The organism is Trichodesmium erythraeum IMS101, assembly GCF_000014265.1.
Classification (GTDB): Bacteria; Cyanobacteriota; Cyanobacteriia; order Cyanobacteriales; family Microcoleaceae; genus Trichodesmium; species Trichodesmium erythraeum.
In genome coordinates, this window is sequence record NC_008312.1 from 5917159 (window position 1) to 5940377 (window position 23219).

Here is a 23219-nt window from a genome sequence, read left to right on the forward strand (position 1 = left end):
GCTGAATGCTTCTCTGTTTTAGATACCAGTAGATACTCTTGCAAACTTACCCACCTTTAGTAATTCAAGAGTTTTTCTCATCTGTCTAAAAGAATTAAGGTTCAGACTCAACATAAATTAGTATTAGCAAAATTATGGATTTCTAACCATTCTTTATCTGATAAAGGTTCAGTAATTAACTGAATTTTAAAACATTCACTTGCTGCTATAATTAATACTTCAATAATCTTATTAATCAAACTTTCTCCCATATCATTTGTAGATAAAAAAGATGTAAAAATATCAGAAACTCCAGAGAATACTTCAGAGTTAAAAACATACCTAAAAAACTCAATATCAGGTTCTAACATCATCGAACCATGTTGTAATATTGCTCCTTTTTTTCTAAGTTGCGCACTACCGATGAATTTTCTCCCATCAGGTAAAACTAAATCTGCACCTGTAGAAGTTCCAAAACAGTTTGGGTTCTTAATATAACCTCTTCCTGTACTGCCATAAGCTAAGTCAATACCAAGCGATCGCCATCCCCAGATTAAAAATTCACAAATAGCCCGATAAGACTCAATGGGACTACCACTAAAACCAGAACTTATCAGACTATAAGTTAAGTCCCCTTGATGTAAAACTGCCCTCCCACCAGTAGGGCGACGCACAATATCTATAGGAGTACCTTGCCTAGTAAGATTTTGCCAATATTCGGGGTATGATTTTTGATGATAACCCAGAGAAATAGCAACTGGTTGCCAAATATAAAAACGAAGAGTCGGTGGAATATTTCCTTGGAGATGTTGTTGTAGCAACCATTCATCTATTGCCATTTGTAATTTTCCCGTTGTTGTTAGTAGGGGTATGAGTCGCCAAAACATAATCAAGTACGAATTTAATTTTTGTAGTTCTTTCTTCTCTCAATAGACTACCCTTAATTGAGGTATCATTGCCAAACTTATCAGGTAGGTTAGAGGCTAAAATTTAGACTTTAAAAAGCATTCAAAAATCTGTCGTTATGCACCATTAAATATGTGTTTATTCACTACTCTTAATTGAGGAAATCATATAACACCAATGTAATAAATTTTTATTAAACTTTATTGAGTAACATACCTACCCCTAACCCCGACTGTGAAAAGGTAAAAAGTTCCTGAAAACTTGATAAAATTAATACGTTTTTAGGGTGCTAACTATTAAAAAAGCTGTGGGGAAAGTTTTAATTACTTAGCAATTGAAGTTTGACCAAAGTTCAGGATTTTATGTTTTACCCAACCCAAAATAAAAAGGTAAAAAAGAGGGTAAAAAATGATAAATTTTCTCCCTCCAAATTAAGAATTTTATACAAACAATTAGCCGTAAAGAAATCTAGAGATATTCCATAAAAAATCTCTACAAAAGTTGTAACAAAAAGCTTTTTAATATCTGGAAGTATATTTTATTTATTGGCCAAATTCTGCAACTAAAAGTTCATCATTATCATCAGCAAGAGTCGCAACAATAGTAATAGCCCGCGAAATTTCTCCAGGAGATAATTCTGCCACAGTACGAGTTGCCACAACTACAATTTGATTGTCCACAATGGCAAAATGAGATTCCATTGTTGATAACCAATTCATTTGTAATAATTTACGCATCAACTCTGGTTCATTTTTAGCAGGTAACTTCAATACATAAGACCAAACCGTTAAATTATCATCATCAGTTTCCCCAGTCAGTCTGACATATACATCCACACTGCCATATTTAAACTTCCACAAATGGCCCGCTTCATTTTGAGCCACCATAACTTTTTGCTCTTCTGCCATACCGGCAATAACAGTCTCAATATTTTCTATGTAACCAAGACTAGTTTCATCTTCGGTTAGTTCGTTAATATTTGCTTCCTCAATAGAAGCATTGTCCACAGAAACCGTTTCAGGGTTGTTAGTCGTCATAATTACTTATACCCAGTTCATATAGTACTTGTCTATTCTTAAAAATCTTAACCGAGAATCAAACAATATAGCTCTGAACCATTTTTCTTTTCTTCCTTAGTTGTCAATATTAAGATCAGGTTTATAAGCAACCCAATATTTACTAACAAAATGAACTTCCGTGGCAATATTTACAAACCCTGCTTTCTCCAAACGTTCTTCTAAATTATCTGTAATATAATTTTTAAAATAAGGTTCATGGAACATCGCCGGAAAATTTTCTAACATACCGGTAAAATCAGGTTCATCACATGTTTGAATAGAATCACAAATTACAAAAACTCCTCCTGGCTGAATTACTCGAAAAGCTTCCTCTAAAACTTTTGTACGTACCATTGGAGGTAATTCATGAAAAGTAAAGACACAAGTTATACCCTGAAAATATTTTTCTTGGAAAGGTAAATTCTCTGCATTTCCTTGCAAAAGCTGAGGTAATTCTCCCAATTCTTCAGATAGTAATTTATTTGCTTTTTTCAAGTAATTAGCTGACAAATCAATACCATAAATAGAAGCTTTTGGCAAGCTAGCGCGAATCAATTTTAATGTTCTGCCAGTACCACAAGCTATGTCTAAAACCCGTAATTTTTGAGGAGCGATCGCATCTAAATTTTGTCCAGAAAACAATTTTTCTAACCCCATTTTTAATGGAGCTAAAACTCGTCTGCGCATCACATCAGCAGTACCATTAAATAGAATCTCTACCTGTAAATCATAGAGATTAGCTGACATCTCGCTTAAATAACCATCAGTTTGATAATGAAAATTTTGTAAATAATAACTAGGATAACCTTGAATCTTGATCTGTGGTGAAAAATATTGATATTTTTTTTGTTGAATTCTTTCCCAAACCTGTGGTAGTTCTAGCCAAATATTAAGATAGAAACTGAAAAAATCCGACCAGGGATGATCAAAAATAATATTCGTTGGATATATACCCTTTTCACCATCTGCCAAATCTTTTTCTATGATCTCATCCATACGTTGCTGTATTTTTTGAATAACTTTCGCAGACAAAGGCTTAGTTTTCAGACGTAAATTTGGAGCAATAAAACCTTGCAGATAAGTAGAAATTTTTTTATGAGCTAAAGCCAGGCCGGCTTTACTTTTTTGAAATGTTTGATAAGTAAATTTGGTAATTGTATCTGACATGAGATGACCTGAGTCAATTTAAGGATTTATGAGATTTTAATTAAGAATTGTACACAGTTAAGATATTTTAATATCTTTTTTATAGCACTACATCTTTTGTTTACAAATGGGTAATTGGGGTTAGTTAACTATTGTTGATTTACTAATATTTATTCACATAAGTTTAGATATATAGTAAGAAGGATAAAAGACTTGATAGGATATGTCCATTTAATAAAAAAAGCTAAACATAGCACTGAAGCCATTCATTTTGATTCCTGACTTCTAAATTCTTGGCCTCTAACTCCTGAGTCCTCAAGAATTCTCTAGTAATAAAACAAAAATTCATCAAGTTAATATAATTTAACAGAAAATAAAGAAAAAAAAACAGAATAATGTCAAACATTTATTTGCCTAGAAATAGATTATCTTAGGGATTTTTTTTAAATAGACAAAAAAAAGCCTCCACCAAAGGAGGCCATAGAAGAATCAAATTACTTATATCAATTAACAGGCTATAATTTAGCAATCATAGTACATAGAAAACTCATAGGGATGAGGTCGCAGACGCATCGGTTTAACCTCATTCTCCATCTTGTAATCAATCCAAGTTTGAATCAAATCTTCCGTAAATACCCCACCAGCAGTCAAAAACTCATGATCTTTTTCCAAAGCTTCCAAAGCACCTTCTAGGGAACCAGGAGTAGAAGGAATCTTACTCAACTCTTCAGGACTTAGGTCATAAATATCCACATCCAAAGATGGACCAGGGTCAATTTCATTCAATATCCCATCAATACCAGCACAAAGCATAGCCGCAAAAGCAAGATATGGGTTACAAGTAGCATCAGGACAACGAAATTCTAAGCGTTTTGCCTTAGGATTAGTACCAGTTAAAGGAATTCGGACAGAAGCGGACCGGTTTCCTTGAGAATAGGCCAAATTTACTGGAGCTTCAAATCCAGGAACTAATCGCTTATAAGAATTAGTAGAAGGATTAGAGAAACCTAATATTGCTGGAGCGTGCTTCAGGATACCACCGATATAATGAAGAGCCATCTTACTCAAATTAGCATAACCATCACCCCAGAATAGAGGCTCTCCGTCTTTCCAAATTGACTGGTGAACATGCATTCCAGAACCATTATCATTAAAGATTGGCTTAGGCATAAAAGTAATAGTCTTGCCATACTTTCTACCCACATTCTTGATAACATACTTATAAATCATCAAGTTATCTGCAGCTTCTACCAATTTACCAAAGCGGAAGCCTAATTCATTCTGACCACCTGTAGCTACTTCGTGGTGATGCTTCTCAATAGGGACTCCACACTTAGCCATTGTTAATAGCATCTCTGTGCGTAAGTCTTGCATAGTATCTGTAGGAGGTACTGGGAAATAACCTCCTTTGTAGTCAGGTTTATAAGCTTTGTTACCTCCATCTTCCTCTCTTCCAGAGTTCCAACGACCCTCTATACTATCAACATAATAGTATGCTTTATTTTCTGTTTGGTCGAAACGAGCATCCTCAAACACAAAAAATTCAGCTTCTGGACCAAAATATACAGTATCCCCAATACCTTGAGTTTTTAAAAAATCAACTGCTTTCTGAGCTATAACTCTTGGGCAACGACTGTACCATTCACCAGTTCGAGGTTCTTTAATACTACAGGTGATACTTAGTGTAGGTTCGGCCATAAAAGGTTCAATCCAAGCAGTAGTTGGATCGAGCACCATCATCATGTCTGACTCGTTAATACTTTTCCAACCACGAATACTAGAACCATCAAAAGCAACTCCATCTGTAAAAGAGCTTTCATCAATTTGACTTTGATGAACTGTTAAATGCTGCCAAATACCAGGTAAGTCAATAAACTTCAAGTCAATAACTTGAATGTCTTGACTCTTAATCCAGTTCAATACATCTTGGGCTGTTTTTACCATCATTAGCTCCTAAATCTTAAATTTTAATTTTCTGAATAGACTTAACAGCTACTGCTATTACCCTAGAAAACTTTAATAAAACATGACAAAGTTACACATTGATTTTATACCATAAGTTTGTATGTAAAGTTCTCATGATTTCAACTAAATTTTGAAACCAAGCAATGGCCTAAAAATCACTGCAGCTCTAAGACTAATACACTCAAATAATAATAAGAATTTAAATTGAATGTTTGTATCGGGTGTTACGCTCATCCTATAATTAACCTTAACGATTCTGCTAGGTATGAATCTATCTTAACGTTATTTTGTTTGAAGATTTATACTCTCCTTATCACTCCTTGAGAGCAATAAGAAAAACAATTAATCTTGTGGTATATTCAGCTTTGGTGATAGGCCTACTCATATATATATGAACAGACAGGCTAACTGAGAAAAAGTACCAATTTCCAGCATGGGTAACACCGCACCAAAGATCAGTAGCTCAAGGAAGAGTAATAGTCATTGGGAACGCTCCATGCTTGAGCTCAACACATACAACAAAAAGTTTTTTTGTTTAAGTATTTAGGCTGCTGGGCTAGCAGTATTAGTTGGCGGAGTGGCCATAAGAACCAAAGGGAGTCATCTCTGAGGGCGAGTACGCGAGAAGCACCAAAGACTATTACAGTAATGGTTAGAAATTCCGCGTTGTCTCTCAAGTGCAACCTTGGAAAGATGTAAAAGTAGGATCATCAGGTAAATTTAAAAAATTATTAGGAGAATGATTTTATGCAGGACACTATAACTAGCTTAATAAAAAATTACGATATTAAAGGTCGTTATTTGGACCAAAATGGGATTGATCAATTAAAATCTTATTTTGAAACTGGTACTGCAAGAGTACAAGCTGCAACCCTAATTAATTCTCAGGCAGCTAGTTTAGTAAAACAAGCTGCAATTACTTTGTTTGCAGAACAACCAGAATTAATCCGTCCCGGTGGTAATGCTTATACAACTCGTCGTTATGCAGCTTGTCTGCGGGACATGGACTATTATCTACGCTATGCTACTTATGCTTTAGTAGCAGGTAATACAGACGTTTTAGATGAGCGTGTGTTGCAAGGGCTTCGGGAAACTTATAATTCTTTAGGAGTACCTATTGGACCTACTTTGATAGGTATTAGCATTCTTAAAGAACTTATTAAGTCTAAGGTAGAGGCTGCAGGTATTCAAACTGGTGCTTTTTTGGCCGAACCCTTCGATCATCTAATTAATGAGTTGGCAGAAAAGGATATTTAATATTCTTTTTTTTGTAGTCGTAAAGCGCGGGTTGAATCAAAAGATATATCAAACCCGCTTGCTGATTAAAATCAGATTTTTTTGTATGAATGGTTTTTTAACTTCTCTAAAAAGAGTAATTTTTTGATAAATATCGTATTTGAATATACGCACAATTATTATCAAACACAATAGATATCTCCAGAAACTAAGTTTTTACTCAGGTATTCCACAGATTTGAGATTAATTATCGGAGAGATATAATTTAGGTAAGCATTTAAGTCAAGTAAAATTTGTGCCTAAACAAAGATTAGATGTTTTATTAGTAGAACGAAACTTATGCAGTTCTCGACAAAAAGCTCAGGTTTTGATTAGAGCAGGGGAAGTAATGGTAAATCAACAAATAGTTGATAAACCTGGAACTGAAGTTGACTTGGAGTCGAATATTAAGGTTAAACAAAAATCTTTATATGTTTCTAGAGGAGGCTACAAACTTGCTAAGGCATTAGAGTATTTTTCTATTTCTATTTCTAATAGAATATGTCTTGATGGTGGTATATCTACAGGAGGTTTTACAGATTGTTTATTACAAGCAGGCGCTAAATTAATTTATGGTATTGATGTTGGTTACGGACAAGTTGACTGGAAGTTGCGTAACGACTCCAGAGTAATTTTGAAAGAGAGAACTAATATACGTTATTTAACTCCTCAAGAATTATATGGTGACTCACTAATATTAAATTATGAACTACAAGAAAATACAAAAGAAATATATCCTAGTTTAGCTGTAGTTGATGTTTCTTTTATTTCTCTGGCTAAAATATTACCTGCTTTATGGGAATTACTTATTCCACCTCGTGAAACAATTTTGTTGGTAAAACCTCAGTTTGAAGTAGGAAAAGAAAGAGTCGGAAAAAAAGGTGTGGTACGTTCCTATAATGACCAAGCTGAGGCAATTTTTCAGGTATGTTGTAGTGCTAATAATTTAGGATGGAAATACGCAGGTTTAACTTGGTCTCCTATACAAGGTCCTGCTGGTAATATAGAATATTTATTATGGTTAAATTTAGACAGTGAACTTTTAGTTGATAGGTCGGCGATCGCTGATATCACAAAATTAGCTCGGCAAAAATTTAATCATAACTTATAATTAAAATTTGACTTTTAAAATTGCCATATTTATTAATATTTAATATTAAACACAAATAGTTATTTATTATCTAGTCTGAATCAGAAAAATTCTGATCTAAATTTAGATATCCTGGAGATAGTATTTAATTCAAATAATTGCTACAGTCAAATTCAAAAAGTGATTTAGATGAATTCTGAATGCTATTAGCTCAAATATTAGTATTGAAAAATCTCAAAATTCTAGACTTGGTAAATAAATTTTTTCGGGCCGTAATCTTCTGAATTTAAGTCCCAAACAAATAGCAGAATTAAAGCAAAATCTGTAAAAAAATGGTGTGATTTTTATCCGCAACCAAAATCTGACGGCATCTAAGTTAACAGAATTTGCCAAACAGACCTTTAGAAATTCAAGCCTTGGTCATCGCCGCCCAAAACCTGTAGATCCTGAAATTCCTGCATACTGACAAAGTTCAGGGTCTGCTATTTTAGGAAATTCTAAAAGATTATCTCATAATGTAGTAGGTAAAATTGATTGGCAATGGCATCACGACAAAGACCTTCTCCCAACAACTAATGGGTTAAAGATGAATACTCCTTATGTTGTCATGTTATATAGTATAATAACTTCCCCATAAGGCATTGACGGACAGCCCCATAGAACTGACTTTCTAGATATGATACAAGCTGATAATAACTTTGAATCTCAATATCAACAGCAGTTAGAAAAGCTTTCGATGTATCATTTTTCTCCTGTACCTCCACCACCAGGGATAGATATTCCTAGGAAACTGCATCCTCTAGTATCAACCCATCAAATAACTGGACATAAAGGTTTATATTTAGGTTCAGACACTTCTACTATACAGGGACTTGAAGATAAACTTGATTTGGCAAAGCAATATTGGGTAGAGTTATTTGAAAAAATTCTTAATTTTACACCTTTTTATAGCTATCTTTGGCAAGCTGGAGATATTGTATTTTGGAATAACTCTCAAGTTATGCACACTGGTAAAGCGTACAAATATACTAAGTATCAACGCATTGCTTTGCGTATTGGCGTCGTGAATAATGGTGATAACTATAACTGCTAAACCGACAATAAATCACATATTCTTGGTTTATAAGTCTTCATAAGTCGATAAAGGCGCGAAAGTGATAAATTCAAAAGTATTGCATTTTCTTGAGCTGGGAGCTGGGGAGTAGGGGAATAGATAGAGACGTTGCATACAACCTCGGTACAGAGAAGTAAAAAATAAAAAATAATTGACACTAATCTTAATGTTTGTACTCTTTCTGTTGAAGTGGAAGAATCTAATTAGATCAAATCCAGCAGCATTGGTATAATTCTATATTGAAGAGTAATAAGTTGAAATTCTAGGAATGAGCAAACTTTTCTTTTGTCCCTAATGATGATAGGAATTATATTACTCCGAAGCCAACAAATTTGATATGACCTATCCCACACTTTGACGCACTACTTAATTGCCCGTATATCAGCGTTCCAATTTCTTTTACCCCCGAGCACAGTGGCAGAATTAGTTTTTTTAACATTTCACACTGTAAGTCAGTTAAATTACTTGGATAGTTCCTTCATTCCATAGATCGGGAGAGTTACTTGAATTATTGTCTTCTCACTTAACATCTAAGCGATCGCTCTTAAGAATACCTTACAAACAACCTCTAAACGGCAAACACCTATATTTTTCGGTATTATTTAATTTTAATTGCTGACTTCGGTATTTCCTTGTATTAATAGAAATCTCAGATTTATCAATAAAACTTTAACGCTAAAGCATTATTCTACAATAATATGAGGATATAAATATTTTTTTTGCTCTAACCATTTAATTTCCATGTTAATCCGAAAAATTAGTATATATTTTATTTTTTTTATTAAACTATCTATTTACATATTTTGTACTTCATTTATTTTTAGCATAATAGTTTCAGCAAAAATAATATCTATTAAATTAGCTGATAATTTTCTATACAATTTAATACTTTTTGGTGATTTTTTAAGAGGTATAGAAATCGTTGAAATTTTCAATATTATTGCTTTTGCTGTAGTTGGAATGGGTTTTGGCTTGGCGACGGTTTTGTTACCTAAATATTTGGGCCGTTATGTCAGCACAATTTTATTAGTAATTTTAGTCCCAATAATTTTTATTACAACTCAAATAGTGAGATATGATATTTGGGTAGAACAAGTAGCGGAGAATGAAAAATTATCATTTAATCAAGCTGAATTACTCATTGATTCATTTTTAAATAAAAGAGTAGGAAAAGATGGTATATATGGCTTCTATTTATATACTGCTAAATTTCCAGTTCTCCCTGATAAAAAAGTACAGATTAACAACTTAGATAGATTAGAGAAGAGTGTTAATTCTAAGTTTGTACGATTAATTGGAGTTCCTCCAGGAGTAATTTATTGGACTATGAGTTTATGTTTTTGGGTAATTAGAATATTTTATTTTGTGATAGCAGTAGTAACTACAATTTTTCACTTCAGAGAAGGTTTAAGGATAGTTAAATGTTGAATAATAATGTTTTACTTCAATCATTTATTCTTGATAGCAAAAATTACTTGCATATTTAGTTATTAATTATTATGATCAGATTAGTATAAATTACTATATATGCTAACTTCTTCCTCCTTCCTTATTACTTATTTATTGAATAATTCCTGTTGTAAACGATAAATTATTGTATCAGGTTCCATCTGACTTAAAATATCCTGAATAACTATATCTTGCCCCAAATCTCCCCAAGTACAACCATTTTCCAAATAAACTTTAGCAGCACTGCCAATCGCATAAGTTCCATAAGCAGCTACAGAAGCTTGAGTAATAGCAACTCCTGTATAAGAAATAATATTAACCTTTCCTAAACCTAATAATAAACTAGTTCCCAAATCACCCAACAATATACCACCAGCACTAAAAATAATTATTTTCCAAAGTTTGCCTGCTTCATAGCTAGTCATCGGTAAATTATAAAGACGAGACAAAGAGCGAATTAAAGCTAAATCTATTACTGTCGTTCCAACTACATCAATAATAGTAATAGGATTAAAAGCAATAGCTAAAGCTTTATATTTAGCAAAATCCCAGATTAAATCATCAGCTTCATTTTGTTTAATCTTAACAGTTTTCTGAGCAATACTTACTTCAGCTTTTCTAGCTTGAAGTAACGCATTTAAAGCTAAAAGTGATCGTCCTTCCCTCTCTAAAATAGTAATTATTTTCTGTCGCAACTCATCTATTTTAGGAGATGGAGTTTCCCATTCATGAGTCACTTTACCATCAGGCATTTCTATTATTACAGGTAAAGGAGTTGGTTCTGCTGCCACCATTACTACTTCAAAAGTTGGGTAAATATTATCTAATTCTCCTGACTGAAAAACAGCAATATTTTGTAAATTCTTATAGATTTCCTGTCGTTCCACCTCTGAATATAAATCTATTTTATTAAACACTAAAATTAACGGCTTTTTAGATTTTTTTAACTCATACAAAGCATCATATTCAGTGCGAGTAATATCTCCAGAAACAACAAATAAAATTAAATCAGCTTGGCGAGTAACTTCCTTCGCCATTTCTCCACGAACTTGATCTGCTACTTCATCTAATCCTGGAGTATCTATTAAGTCTACTTTTGCTACTTCTTGTTGATGGAAATTAACGAAAATATTAGGAGTCCATCTAATCGAACGTGGCCATTTAGTTACACCATTAAGAGGACCTGTTTCTAATATTTTTTCACCTAATAAAGCATTTAATACTGCTGACTTACCGCGACTGACCAGACCAAATACAGCTATTTGAATTACTCCTTGGTCAAGCTTATCAATATTTGATTTTAATAATTCTAATTGGGTTTTAACAGTAGATGAGAATTCAGGGTTAGTTGTTTTATACGAGGCATTTTGCCATACAGAATATCTATTTAAAGCTCTTTGTAAACTTGCTTTAGCCCGTTTCCAATGAATTTTACTTTGTTTACAATAACTTTCTGTTGACTGAGAATTTTCTGTAATTATTTCTGGATATATATTTGAGTGATTCAAGGTTAGACTTGCCTTAGATAATTTAGTAGGAAATAAAAGTATCATTAGTAATGATATAATTTTATCAAATCAACTGACATAATTTCTAAAAGATTCCTGGTTTAGTCACCGAAAAGTTTATAATTGGTATAAGTTACTTTTTGAGATAAACATGAGTAAAAGTTCCAAGAATTTAGAGTTGATAATAGTGATAAATGCTTTTAATATATCAGTTATTTTGGGATGTCTATCAAATTAAGAAAATTTGGTAAGAGCTGAAGCTCAAAAGACTTTTGAGAAAAATAGTTATCAAATTTCTTAGAGTAAGAGAAAAAAATATTTTTTAATACAGAGTTTTTATCAATAGATATTGAGCAATAAAATTTTGATAATTTGGTAAATCTCAGAAATTTAAAAAATTGTTCATAAGTAATCTTAAATAAATGATCAGAGAAAATTCTACTTAAATATATTATGAATTGAGAACGAATTTTTTACAAGTAGCAATAAATAAAGAAAACTATAAAAATTTTACAGGTCTTTTTCTAATTTCTCAACTTTGATAAAATTAGTATCTGTGGGAGTAAGAAAATATTTTGCTCAGTATATATATCTTAGTCTTCTGAAATAAGAGTCGCTACTGAAAAATTATCAGTATACTTAATTATTTACCAGAGGGAATTATCATCTATTGCCACATTATTTGGTCAGAGCTGAGATAAATTTGAGCTACTTTATGGCACCGGATATGAGATAAATTCCAATTGTTTCTCCTGTGGCAAAATATGACTCATTACCTGAGTGATAACCTGAGTGTTCAAAGACTTTAAGAAATTATTTTTTGAGTTCTGCTAAATATATTTTGACCAACTTTTCCTAATTTCTCAACTTTGATAAAATTAGTATCTGTGGGAGTAAGAAAATATTTTGCTCAGTATATATATCTTAGTCTTCTGAGATAAGAGTCCCTACTAAAAAATTATCAGTATACTTAATTATTTACTAGAGGTAATTATCATCTATTGCCACATTATTTGGTCAGAGCCTCTGTGGCAAAATATGACTCATTACCTGAGTGACAAAAGACTTCAATAAATTATTTTTTGAGTTGTGCTAAATATCTTTTTACCAACTTTTCCTAATTTCTCAACTTTGATAAAATTAGTATCTGTGGGAGTAAGAAAATATTTTGCTCAGTATATATATCTTAGTCTTCTGAGATAAGAGTCGCTACTAAAAAATTATCAGTATACTTAATTATTTACTAGAGGTAATTATCATCTATTGCCACATTATTTGGTCGGAGCCAAGGCAAATTTGAACTGCTTTATTGCGCCGGAGATGAGATAAATTCCAATTGTTTCTCCTGTGGCAAAATATGACTCATTACCTGAGTGATAACCTGAGTGTTCAAAGACTTTAATAAATTATTTTTTGAGTTGTGCTAAATATCTTTTTACCAACTTTTCCTAATTTCTCAACTTTGATAAAATTAGTATCTGTGGGAGTAAGAAAATATTTTGCTCAGTATATATATCTTAGTCTTCTGGGATAAGATTCGCTACTAAAAAATTATCAGTATACTTAATTATTTACGAGAGGTAATCATTATCTATTGCCACATTATTTGTTCGGATCTAAGGCAAATTTGAACTGCTTTATTCCGCCGGAGATGAGACAAATTCTAATTGTTTCCCCTGTGGAAAAATATGACTCATTACCTGAGTGATAAAAGACTTCAATAAATTATTTTTTGAGTTGTGCTAAATATCTTTTTACCAACTTTTCCTAATTTCTCAACTTTGATAAAATTAGTATCTGTGGGAGTAAGAAAATATTTTGCTCAGTATATATATCTTAGTCTTCTGAGATAAGAGTCGCTACTAAAAAATTATCAGTATACTTAATTATTTACTAGAGGTAATTATCATCTATTGCCACATTATTTGGTCGGAGCCAAGGCAAATTTGAACTGCTTTATTGCGCCGGAGATGAGATAAATTCCAATTGTTTCTCCTGTGGCAAAATATGACTCATTACCTGAGTGATAACCTGAGTGATAAAAGACTTTAATAAATTATTTTTTGAGTTGTGCTAAATATCTTTTGACCAACTTTTCCTAATTTCTCAACTTTGATAAAATTAGTATCTGTGGGAGTAAGAAAATATTTTGCTCAGTATATATATCTTAGTCTTCTGCGATAAGATTCGCTACTAAAAAATCATCAGTATACTTAATTATTTACGAGAGGTAATCATTATCTATTGCCACATTATTTGGTCGGAGCCAAGGCAAATTTGAACTGCTTTATTCCGCCGGAGATGAGACAAATTCTAATTGTTTCCCCTGTGGAAAAATATGACTCATTACCTGAGTGATAACCTGAGTGTTCAAAGACTTCAATAAATTATTTTTTGAGTTGTGCTAAATATCTTTTTACCAACTTTTCCTAATTTCTCAACTTTGATAAAATTAGTATCTGTGGGAGATAAGAAAATATTTTGCTCAGTATATATATCTTAGTCTTCTGGGATAAGGTTCGCCACTGAAAAATTATCAGTATACTTAATTATTTACGAGAGGTAATCATTATCTATTGCCACATTATTTGGTCAGAGTCAAGGCAAATTTTAACTGCTTTATTCCGCCGGAGATGAGACAAATTCTAATTGTTTCTCCTGTGGCAAAATATGACTCATTACCTGAATGATAACCTGAGTGTTCAAAGACTTTAAGAAATTATTTTTTGAGTTGTGCTAAATATCTTTTGACCAACTTTTCCTAATTTCTCAACTTTGATAAAATTAGTATCTGTGGGAGATAAGAAAATATTTTGCTCAGTATATATATCTTAGTCTTCTGGGATAAGGTTCGCCACTGAAAAATTATTAGTATACTTAATTATTTACGAGAGGTAATCATCATCTATTGCCACATTATTTGGTCAGAGCTGAGATAAATTTGAGCTGCTTTATTGCGCCGGATATGAGACAAATTCTAATTGTTTCTTCTGTGGCAAAATATGACTCATTACCTGAGTGACAAAAGACTTCAATAAATTATTTTTTGAGTTGTGCTAAATATCTTTTTACCAACTTTTCCTAATTTCTCAACTTGGATCAAATTAGTATCTGTAGGAGATAAGAAAATATTTTGCTCAGTATATATATCTTAGTCTTCTGCGATAAGAGTCGCTACTAAAAAATTACCAGTATACTTAATTATTTACTAGAGGTAATTATCATCTATTGCCACATTATTTGGTCGGAGCCAAGGCAAGTTTGAACTGCTTTATTGCGCCGGAGATGAGACAAATTCTAATTGTTTTCCCTGTGGCAAAATATGACTCATTACCTGAGTAACAAAAGACTTCAAGAAATTATTTTCTTGGGTTTTACTAAATACACCTTGAATAATTGTTCCTAATTGATCAATATTCACGGAATTAGTATCTGCTTGAGTAGTCAAATATTCTACTAAACTCATACCTGCTACTCTTGTCAAATAAGCAGCACTTACTGCTTGAAATGCACCACCAGCAACAAAAGTTAAACTGTTACTTTTAAGTAGAGTAGTTAATGTTTTGGTAGATAGTTCTACTAGTCCTAGTTTTAACATTAACTCTGCCATAGTACCTGCTACTTGTTTACCTTTTTCTATAGAAAATTTTTGCTCATATATAGCACTTAAGTCTACTACTAATTGAGTATTTATAGCTGCTGTTGCTAATAAGTCTAAAGCTGGAACTGGATTAGCAAATGCTGTAGCAGCAGCTATCCATTGATATTTTTCAATGACAGGAAGCGCTCGTTCTTTTCTGATTTTATTTAAAATATTTTGAGCTTCTAATCTAAATATTTCCGCTTTTCTTATAGTAGTTGCCCAGACTAACTTTTCTCTTTCTTCCTCTAATAGTTGGTTTAGTTTTTCTGTTAATTGAGATATTTCTGGTAATGGTTGTTCTATAGATTCTTGAATAGTGCCATCTTGCTGATATTTTCGCACTTTAATAGGGTTAGGTTTTACAGAAATTCCTACTAAATTTTTCTCTGAGTTAATAGTAGATAATGTCTCTTTAATTTTTTGGATGACTTGTGGTTTTTGGTCTGGTAAATATAAGTCTTGTTTATTCCAAATTAAGATAAAACGTTGACCAAGAGTTGTTAGTTTTGATAAAGCTTGAAATTCTGAATCTATTAAGTCACCTGTAGTCAAAAATAATATCAAATCGTAAGGCGATAGAGGATTAACTTTAGCATATTCATTGTTTGTTGCCCATTCTGGCTCCCAAGTTATATCAACAACTTTTATTTTTGGTGATTTTTTAGAGTTCCATTGAGACTTTAATATTTCAGTAAAAGTAGTTTTGCCAACTCCTTTATTGCCTGTAATAACTATACTTAATTCTTGCCTTTCTAATTCCTGAGTAATAATTTTTACTTGCTGATGTAGTTGAGTAATATCATTACTTATTTTTTCAGAGTTATTAATACCTTCTACTGTCATAGAAACCTTATCTATAGTAATAGATAATAAACCGATCGCCTCTTCTGCTGCTTGTTTTGTAGGTGATACGATTATACTTGGTTTATGGGAAGGTAGATATTTTGGTCTTTTTAATAACCAAACCCCCAGACTGACTACTATAATTCCTAAAATAGTAGGTTCACTATTGTCTGTTATAAAATTTTGGACCTCTGAGAGTAGCCATAACAGTAGAGATAAACCTATTCCCCCTACTAAAATTGGTCGTTTTAATTTTACAGCCATTTTTATTTTCCTCAAAATTCCCTTTATTGTTAATTTTATCTTAACTATCCTTTTTCCATTATGGGTTATCAGTTAACTTTTTAGGTCGGAGCTTCACTTTTCATCTCTGGTAGGGAAATAGTTATCTACTCAAATAGAATACTTAAAAATACTAAGTTTTCTTTAAAATACTAAGTTTTCTTTTTTACTCCCCTTAAAAAATATATCTGGCAACTAAAAATTTGGTGCTGGAGTTGCCAATATCCCCATTATTGAAGTTATTAGTATAATTTTTATTTTAACTTTTTATAAGAGGAAGACTTGAAATACTGAACGTTCTTTTTTTTACCGTCTTAGGTAGGTGTGAAAAAACTTAGTTATATTAAGATTCGTTTACTGACTCTAAGTTCTTCCACACAGTTTACTTGAGATAAATTTACATTTTGTTAAATAGCGACAAATTTTAACACCGATCTACTTAAATGGTTATACAAAATTAATTGTATATTTTCTGCCAAATTAATTCAAAATATTTTTGACTGCATTTACTCAACTCCCATAACTTTTATAAGTTTCTATTTGTAACCATTTATATCTGATAAAATACTATTATATTTTTATAATATTTATTTGAGGATAATATGTTGGCAATTACAAAAATAATCAATTTTTTTATAAGCATTATTTTTATTTTTACCAAAATAAACTATTTTGATATATCGGTGAATTATCTCTTACTAATACTATTTTTTTTATTGATGTTTTCACAAAAAATATTTATGCAACATAAAACTATGCCACTACTGATGCAACACTAAAATATGTATGCTTATAGTTAATAATCTCTACTGAAAAATCCCGATAAATTTAATCACTTCTTTTTTAACTTTTGATTCATAGTTTGCTTCCCTTTTGTGATTATCTATAAGTATAAATCAATTTAAATTTAAATAGTCACCTACTTTTATCCATATATCTAATCTTTATTTACTTTCTACCCATGTTGTAATTTTAATTCTTCTATTGATGTAATTTTTTTCTGATTAAATTATGGTAGTGTCTTTCTATCCTGCTCTTTTTTCTTAACTCCATTCTACCCTATATTCACTGAATTGTTAGCTTCTTTCATTTCTTTTCTAATTCCTTGGATAAAATTTTTTAAGTTAGCTTTTCGGTCTACTTTTCCTAGTGAACCGAAATTAAATCTCAGAGCTAAATCTCATTTAACTACATCTATATTTGGAGATTTTTTGGCAAATTCAACTAAAATTTTACTAAAAAAAATTAGAAACTTATTCCATTTCTAAATCTCAGACATAATGATCAATTTCACTATATGTTTTATCCACTGCAGAAAATATATAATTTTTGGCGATCGCTAAGTCAAAAATTAGAGTATTTTTATCTATTTTAATACCTTTATCATAATACCCATGAACTTTGAATCCCTTATTTATGTGCTTCATCAATTAACCAAACTCACCATTGTTCATTAAGTTCATTCCGATAAATTTTTGCTCCTAATACTTTTTTCAATACTTTACTTTTGTAGATATTGCAGCTATTTACCTCAACTCCATGAATGATAATATTAAATCCTTCTTTTTCTCATAAAAACTATTGCGCAGATTGTTTTTGCTTTAAAATTATTAGATAATCGATAAAAATAAGTTTATTAAAAATTAGTTATAAATGAAACTATATCAAAGGTTTGAAAAAGGACAATATATCCTTTCCCAACCATTGATTTATTTAATTAATTGCAAAATCTTAACTATTCAGGCAATAAAATCAAACTTGTTTAGAGAAGTATAATTTATGAAAGGCTAAAAACTGATAAATACTTGATTCTGCACGAAGAATAAGGTTAGTATTCTGTCAGACTTCTCTGAGTAAAGCAAATACATAAAATCATCTGTTAATATCACATCTTTTTTCACCTCTAACCAAAATAAGAAGGCTCATTTCCTGCTTTCCATTTAATATTACAACCTACACTAGGCTTTTGTTCTTCCTCTATATTTTTTCCTGCTAAAACTGTATCTAAAGCTGCTCGTAAATCACTTCCAGTTACAGGTTTTTCATTACTAGGACGACTATCATCTAATTGCCCTCTATATACTAATTTATAATCAACATCAAATAAGAAAAAGTCAGGAGTACAAGCAGCAATATAAGACTTTGCAACCTCCTGAGTTTCATCAAAACAATAGGGAAAATTAAACTCTAATTCTGATGCCATTTCTTTTAGTTTATCTGGAGCATCATCAGGATGACTTTCAATATTATTGGAACTAATAGCGACAATTCCCACATCTTTTGGAACATAATCTTTGCCAATTTTAGCCAACTCTAATTGAATGTGTTTTACAAATGGGCAATGACGACAAATAAACATTACTAATAATGCTTTTTTCCCCTTAAATGTTGATGGGGAAATTATATTCCCGGAGACCACATCTGGCAGCTCAAAATTTGGTGCTATAGTTCCCAATTTTAGCATTGTAGACTCTGTTAAAACCATAGTATCATTCCTCTATAACTTGACTTTCTAGAAAAAGAATACTACCTTTTTTGTTAAATGCACAATAGACATTTCTGACTAATTTTGGGTATAAGATCAGATGTAATACTTTTTCGACTTATTTTAATATGACCACCACTGTACCAGTTAAAACAAAGTATGAAGCCATTATTGGCCTAGAAACCCATTGTCAGCTTAGTACCCAAACTAAAATTTTCTCTAATTCCTCCACAGAATTTGGTGCCACGCCTAATACCAACATTGACCCAATATGTATGGGAATGCCAGGAGTATTACCTGTACTTAATGAAAAAGTTTTAGAATATGCTGTCAAAGCAGGGTTGGCCCTAAATTGTGAAATTGCACTCTACAGTAAATTTGACCGGAAACAATATTTCTATCCAGACTTACCTAAAAACTATCAAATTTCTCAGTATGATTTGCCGATCGCTGAACATGGTTGGTTAGAAATAGAAATAGTAGAAGAGGATGGTAATGCAACTCGTAAAAAAATTGGTATTACTAGACTGCATATGGAGGAAGATGCAGGTAAGTTAGTCCACGGAGGTAGCGATCGCTTATCTGGTTCGACTTATTCAATGGTAGATTACAACCGTGCTGGTGTACCATTAATAGAAATTGTATCAGAACCGGATATCCGTTCTGGAATAGAAGCTGCCGAATATGCTCAAGAATTAAGGCGAATTGTTCGCTATCTTGGAGTTAGTGATGGAAATATGCAGGAAGGTTCCTTGCGATGTGATGTAAATGTTTCTGTGCGACCTGTTGGCCAAAAAGAATTTGGCACAAAGGTAGAAATTAAAAACATGAACTCCTTCAGCGCCATACAACGAGCGATCGAATATGAAATTGAGCGGCAAACTGAAGCTATTGAAACAGGGGAGAAAATTATTCAAGAAACTCGACTCTGGGAAGAGGCCTCTCAATGTACTGTTAGCATGAGGACTAAAGAGGGCTCTAGTGACTATCGTTATTTTCCAGAACCTGACATTCCACCTATTGAAGTCTCAACTCAGCAGCTAGATACTTGGAAAGCTGAATTACCAGAATTACCTGCACAAAAACGTTACCTTTATGAAAGTAAGTTAGGTTTATCTGCTTATGATACTCGTGTTCTGACTGACGACTTTAATGTGGCAAAATATTTTGAAGCGGCAGTTGCAGCAGGTGGAAACTCTAAACAAGTAGCTAACTGGGTAATGGGAGATATTACGGCTTTTTTGAAAAATGAAAAAATTAGTATTAATGATATTACTCTAAAACCTGATAATTTGGCCGAGCTAGTCACAATTATTGATGATGGTACTATCAGTGGTAAAATTGCTAAGGATATACTGCCAGAGTTATTATCTAAAGGTGGGTCGCCCAAGGAATTAGTAGAGAAAAAAGGCTTGATTCAAATTTCAGATATTAAGGCAATAGAAGCAATTATAGATGAAGTTTTAGCAGCACATCCGGAAGAGTTAGCAAAATATCGCGGCGGTAAAACAAAACTCAAAGGTTTCTTTGTTGGGCAAGTGATGAAAAAAACACAAGGTCGTGCTGATCCAAAGATGACAAATCAATTAATTAGTAAGAAGTTAGAAGGGTAAAAGTTTGAGGTATAAGGTGTTGAAAAACCCTTGGTCGATTCTTGCATAATGCTCAAGTACAAATTATAGTATTATAGTGGTGCATTAAGTTCTATATGGTTCCAATGTAATTGCTTATGTGATTACTTAATTTGTGCGAAAATGATAAGGTTTTTCACACCCTATTTTCGACAGGTTTTACCATTGTGTTATTCAACCTTTCTACATAAATGGTTTTATCTGTCTCCTTAGCTACTATTTGATGCCCTATTGAAGGTAAAATCACTTCATACTTCCTAAAATTCAGTATAGCAAGTTGTACATTTACGATCGATGTATTTTAGGAAATTTCTAATAGGTAATCCCTTAGTCAAAGTTATCAAATAAAGTTGAAAAATTTCATGCTATTCTAAATTCAACTTGGGTTGAATTTGATTGTAATTATTATTGGTATTGGCTAAAGTATGATGTCAATTTATATGTATGCTGCCAAATTTAACTATAGGTCAATGAATTTATATTCTCGTATTTTATCGACCATAATATTCACATTAGCTAATCTTTTAATAAGCACAATTATGGTCTTAGCATCTGCAAAAAATATTACTCTTTCGATAGATTCTAACGAAAATAACTATTATAATATTTTGGTAAAAAACGCAGAAGATTTAGCTAAAAAGACTATTAATCAAGAATTTGACAATAATCCAGAAATCACTAGTTTTACTATTACTATATTAGGAGAACGTAAAGGTCAAATAGTACCTGTGATCCGTTCTACTGTCTCTCGTGCGGAATGGCAAAATAATCCTAATATTGATAATTTTACTAGATATTTTGCCGATGCTAAATTGCTATTAAAGTTTGAGGATGAGAGTGATATTTCTGAAGGACAACCTCAACTTCCCAATCCTTCTCCTCAAATTCCTGCTCCACCTCCCCCATTACCTAATTCTCAACCAAAAGCTCCTCAACCTCAAAATAAATCCCCTAGACAAAGACCTTCATCTACTTCTCCCAGATTTCCTACTGATGAAGATGACCCAAGAATAATAGATGATTAGTAAGTATTGAACTATTAGCTAAGTAGGTAAAAATTTGACTTAGTTGATAACTTACATTATTGGAGTGAACTTTATATTAATTATTTAGTTATAAGTAAAACTCAAAATTTTTAGGAATAAATATTAGAACTAGAGCTAGCCTCTAAAATTTGTACTTATATATAAGTGTAAGATATTAATTTAGGGATTGCTGTTAGGTGCAAATATAAATAGATCAAATCATTCTCCACTTAAGTGTTAGAGAATTTGTGTCTTAATATAAGTAACTACAACAGAAAATACTATCAGTTTTCCAGATAATGCTTTCGTTATTTTTTTAGGAGAAAAGTTTAGGTTTACCATTCTCCTATCTAGGGACTAAATGTAGAGCTCTCTCTAGAATCAGATATTTTTATTATAATCAACAGGAATTACGCATACACAATATGTACAGGGTACTTTTATATTGAATTATCAATACTATAATTCGTTATATTTTCGGATAAATATTACTTTGAATATATATTATTTGGGAACAAAAAAATCACAAAATATCTAAAATTAAATTACAAATTTTTCAATTAGTTTAATAATAATCATTAGATCATCATGACATAATTATATTACTGTTAAAAATATGGATTTTAATTATGTTTTCACTTATCAATATTTACTCAAATATTATAGGTATTGTATAATCAAAAACTTAGCAAATCGAAAATATTAGTTCCGATAAAATAAATTCTTATTGAATAACAGAGTGTTTAAATTGATAATTCCGATAAAAAATGTAAAAAAAAATATGCCTATCGACAACAGGATATTTAATATTTGATGACACAGTAATAAAACAAAAAATGTGCATAAAATTTAAAATATGCGACGACAATATAGTGGTAATAAACATTCAGAAAATTCAGCTACAAAGCTCGTGACATAGAAATAGTTAATTCTATATATTTTAATCTTCAAACTTAACAATTATAGATTATATAATTTATGAGACAGATACTGACAAAAAACGAAAATAGATCATGTAAAAAAAAATCATAATCAATTCTATCAACAATAACATTATTTAAAAATCTATTGATGTCAAGTTTGGATACAATACAAAGATTAATAGTTTTAACAGATAATTTAGGAACGGTTTACTATTTTTATTTAAAAATTAACCCTGCTTGTTAATAATACAAGTAGTGTAGAAAAATACAAGCTTATTCAAGATTTAACGAGGAGGTGAAACTCAAAATTATGAGGAAAAATAATTAAAATTCAAGGCTTTCCACGAGATAAAAAAGTAAAAATATTTTGGTAATAGTGTTTCTTCCAACTTCAGCAGAATATCTTTTTACTAATAAGCTCAATCAATCATCACGCTGATAATATAGATTTGAATCTAAAACTAAATGTAAAATAGAAGATATCAATTTAGAAATTAAGCAATTAAACAATTAACAGGTCTATAATGTGGTCAGTTTCGTTTGGGAATAGCTCAAAAAAAATCTTATGAATTTTGCTATGGAGCGTGTGGAAATTATGAAAAAAATTACTGTAACAATAGGAAAAAGTATTGATCAGGATGGGTCTTGAATTATTATCATCTGGGTCTGACCTCAGGATTGAAATATTCTTAAATTAAAAGAAAGCAAATTTTAACTTGAATAACTAAAGTATTTTTTAAAGTGTTTTTAATAAAAATGGTTAAGGGTTCGCAGAGTTTTTCCTCAGCCGTATCACACAAAAATATAGTGAATATCTCCGAATTTTTCATGCACTATATTAATATTGTCTTGGCGCAAATCCTGCTCAATTAACTAACAATTAATTCAAATTTTAAC

Annotated in this window: 15 protein-coding genes; 7 read left to right on the forward strand and 8 right to left on the reverse strand. The window is 31.5% G+C overall.

Annotated elements, in window-relative coordinates; all coding sequences use genetic code 11:
- Positions 1-107: 107 nt before the first annotated feature.
- The 4 genes from TERY_RS18415 to glnA all read right to left on the reverse strand — a co-directional run bounded on the left by TERY_RS18415 (position 108) and on the right by glnA (position 5033).
- Positions 108-866 (reverse strand): lipoyl protein ligase domain-containing protein, encoded by a 759-nt coding sequence (locus TERY_RS18415; RefSeq protein ID WP_011613204.1) that lies wholly within the window; start codon positions 864-866, stop codon positions 108-110.
- 561 nt (positions 867-1427) lie between these two features.
- Entirely contained in the window at positions 1428-1922 is a 495-nt protein-coding gene (locus tag TERY_RS18420; RefSeq protein WP_011613205.1) for a YbjN domain-containing protein, read from the reverse strand.
- A 96-nt stretch (positions 1923-2018) separates the two neighbouring features.
- A complete protein-coding gene (locus tag TERY_RS18425; RefSeq protein ID WP_011613206.1) occupies positions 2019-3110 on the reverse strand; it encodes a methyltransferase domain-containing protein in 1092 nt (363 codons plus the stop codon).
- A gap of 501 nt (positions 3111-3611) precedes the next feature.
- Positions 3612-5033 (reverse strand): type I glutamate--ammonia ligase, encoded by a 1422-nt coding sequence (glnA, locus tag TERY_RS18430; protein ID WP_011613207.1) that lies wholly within the window; start codon positions 5031-5033, stop codon positions 3612-3614.
- A 768-nt stretch (positions 5034-5801) separates the two neighbouring features.
- Between glnA and apcB the strand changes: the two genes are divergently transcribed.
- The 5 genes from apcB (at position 5802) to TERY_RS18450 (ending at position 9961) form a co-directional block, all read left to right on the forward strand.
- Positions 5802-6311 (forward strand): allophycocyanin subunit beta, encoded by a 510-nt coding sequence (gene apcB, locus TERY_RS18435; protein ID WP_011613208.1) that lies wholly within the window; start codon positions 5802-5804, stop codon positions 6309-6311.
- 274 nt (positions 6312-6585) lie between these two features.
- Positions 6586-7440: a TlyA family rRNA (cytidine-2'-O)-methyltransferase gene (locus tag TERY_RS18440; RefSeq protein ID WP_011613209.1), complete on the forward strand. Its 855-nt coding sequence runs from the start codon at positions 6586-6588 to the stop codon at positions 7438-7440.
- A gap of 316 nt (positions 7441-7756) precedes the next feature.
- Entirely contained in the window at positions 7757-7885 is a 129-nt protein-coding gene (locus TERY_RS37415; RefSeq protein ID WP_370495817.1) for a hypothetical protein, read from the forward strand.
- A gap of 174 nt (positions 7886-8059) precedes the next feature.
- Complete coding sequence (locus tag TERY_RS37420) at positions 8060-8512, forward strand: TauD/TfdA dioxygenase family protein (RefSeq protein WP_370497275.1); 453 nt, start codon at positions 8060-8062, stop codon at positions 8510-8512.
- Between the two features lie 981 nt (positions 8513-9493).
- Positions 9494-9961 (forward strand): hypothetical protein, encoded by a 468-nt coding sequence (locus TERY_RS18450; protein WP_370495819.1) that lies wholly within the window; start codon positions 9494-9496, stop codon positions 9959-9961.
- A 128-nt stretch (positions 9962-10089) separates the two neighbouring features.
- Here the strand turns inward: TERY_RS18450 and TERY_RS18455 are convergent, their stop codons facing one another.
- The 4 genes from TERY_RS18455 to TERY_RS18470 form a co-directional block, all read right to left on the reverse strand.
- Positions 10090-11535, reverse strand: coding sequence for a DUF697 domain-containing protein (locus tag TERY_RS18455; RefSeq protein WP_011613211.1), 1446 nt, complete (start codon positions 11533-11535; stop codon positions 10090-10092).
- A 3226-nt stretch (positions 11536-14761) separates the two neighbouring features.
- A complete protein-coding gene (locus TERY_RS18460; protein WP_011613212.1) occupies positions 14762-16240 on the reverse strand; it encodes a slr1306 family protein in 1479 nt (492 codons plus the stop codon).
- A gap of 1289 nt (positions 16241-17529) precedes the next feature.
- A complete protein-coding gene (locus tag TERY_RS33530; RefSeq protein WP_155994489.1) occupies positions 17530-17685 on the reverse strand; it encodes a hypothetical protein in 156 nt (51 codons plus the stop codon).
- 476 nt (positions 17686-18161) lie between these two features.
- Positions 18162-18743, reverse strand: a complete 582-nt coding sequence (locus tag TERY_RS18470; protein ID WP_011613214.1) for a redoxin domain-containing protein — start codon at positions 18741-18743, stop codon at positions 18162-18164.
- 128 nt (positions 18744-18871) lie between these two features.
- Here TERY_RS18470 and gatB point away from each other — a divergent pair, with 128 nt between their 5' ends.
- Both gatB and TERY_RS25690 read left to right on the forward strand, forming a co-directional pair.
- A complete protein-coding gene (gene gatB, locus TERY_RS18475) occupies positions 18872-20356 on the forward strand; it encodes an Asp-tRNA(Asn)/Glu-tRNA(Gln) amidotransferase subunit GatB (protein WP_011613215.1) in 1485 nt (494 codons plus the stop codon).
- A gap of 557 nt (positions 20357-20913) precedes the next feature.
- A complete protein-coding gene (locus tag TERY_RS25690) occupies positions 20914-21399 on the forward strand; it encodes a hypothetical protein (RefSeq protein ID WP_052845838.1) in 486 nt (161 codons plus the stop codon).
- The last annotated feature ends 1820 nt before the right edge of the window (positions 21400-23219 follow it).